Genomic DNA, 1,579 nt, shown 5'->3' on the forward strand with positions numbered 1-1,579 from the left:
GCCGAGCCCCATGTCGAAGCCTGCGCCCTTCGTGCCCAGCGCCTCCTGCATTTCGATGGCGATCGCCGGATAGGGCCGCTGATGATGCGAGGCCGAGCAGATCACCAGGTCTATATCCGACGGCTGTAGCCCCGCATGCTCGAGAGCCTTCTTCGCCGAGGCGATGCCGAACTCGGCTTCGAGCGACAGCGCATCGTCGGGCCGAGCCGGAATGCGCGGCGACATGCGGGTCGGATCGAGAATGCCTTCGCGCTCGATCACATGACGGGTGCGCACACCCGAAGCGTGGACGATGAAGTCGCTATCCGATTTCGCCAGCGGCGGCTCGTCGGTGCCCAGGCGGCGCGCATTCTCCGCGTCGACCCAGGCATTGAAGCTGGCCACCAGCTCTTCATTGGTGATTGTGGGTTCGGGAATTTCAACGCCGATGCCGCTGATGATGACGCGATGCATATATCCAGTCCGTCCCATCCGCAGGCGTTGCGGGCTTCATGTGGGCGCCGGAACGCTCCGGCGCAACAGTTTTCTCACCGCGTCGGTTTACGCCGGCTTAAACCAAAGGTTTAGGCCGGACTGGTCCTCGTGCAACATGGATAATCAGGCCCGCTTGGCAACGATGAAGATGCGTGGAAAGCGCAAAAGCACCTTACCGCTAGCCGTTTTCGGATAGGCCTTGGCGATCTTGGCCGTGTAGCTTTCGAGGAACATCGCCCGTTCGTCGGAATCCAGCGGATCGAGGAACGGTTTCAGGCCCGTCGACTTCACCCATTCGACGATCGCTTCGGCGTCGGCAAGCGGGTGGTTGTAGATGGTATGCCAGATATCCAGCCGATCACTGAGCGGCGACAGGAGGTCATAGTAGGACGACACCGGCGGCAACGGCCCGCGTGCCGCGCCCTTGAGCTTTTCGGCAAACGGCAATTCGGCGGCGGTCTCGCGCATCAGGCGGTGGGAGTCCTCGCCCAGATTGTCGGGCATCTGGACGGCAAGCGCGCCGCCTGGCGCGAGGAAACCCATCAGCCGCTGGAAGACTGCGGGATGCTCGGGCAGCCACTGGAACACCGCATTGGCAAAAATCACGTCGACCGGCTCCGCCGGCTGCCATTTGGAGGCATCGGCGAGATCAAAGGTGACCTCGGGCAAGCGCGCCCGCGCCTTCTCGATCATGTCGGGCGAAGTGTCGAAGCCGCTCACCCCAGCATCCGGCCAGCGCCCGACGAGCAACTCGGTCGAATTGCCCGGCCCGCAGCCGATATCGACGACCCGGCGTGGAAAGTCGACGGGCACCTGCGCCACAAGATCCCGCGCGGGCCGCGTGCGCTCGTCTTCAAATTTCAGATATTGGGCGGCGGACCAATCAGCCATTTGAGCTCCTCATGCCGGTTGAGATCGCCGCCCGGAAAACCCCCTTACCGCGTCAGCCTCTTGTAGGTCATGCGGTGCGGGTTGACGGCATCCGGCCCGAGGCGGCGGATCTTGTCCTGCTCGTAATCCTCGAAATTGCCCTCGAACCATTCGACATGGCTGTCGCCCTCGAAGGCGAGGATATGCGTCGCCAGGCGGTCGAGGAACATGCGAT

At 63.0% G+C, this 1,579-nt stretch carries 1 protein-coding gene and 2 pseudogenes; all 3 read right to left on the reverse strand.

All coding sequences use genetic code 11. The annotated features are described in order from the left end of the window. Positions 1–453, reverse strand: a pseudogene (locus tag EN914_RS34905) (beta-ketoacyl-ACP synthase III); the annotation flags it as partial. Between the two features lie 144 nt (positions 454–597). Continuing rightward, entirely contained in the window at positions 598–1,365 is a 768-nt protein-coding gene (gene tam / locus EN914_RS34910) for a trans-aconitate 2-methyltransferase (RefSeq protein ID WP_024501492.1), read from the reverse strand. A gap of 44 nt (positions 1,366–1,409) precedes the next feature. Continuing rightward, positions 1,410–1,579: pseudogene (locus tag EN914_RS34915) on the reverse strand (energy-dependent translational throttle protein EttA); the annotation flags it as partial.

Origin of the sequence: Mesorhizobium sp. M7A.F.Ca.CA.001.08.2.1 (genome assembly GCF_003998455.1) — a bacterium.
Taxonomy (GTDB): Bacteria; Pseudomonadota; Alphaproteobacteria; order Rhizobiales; family Rhizobiaceae; genus Mesorhizobium; species Mesorhizobium ciceri.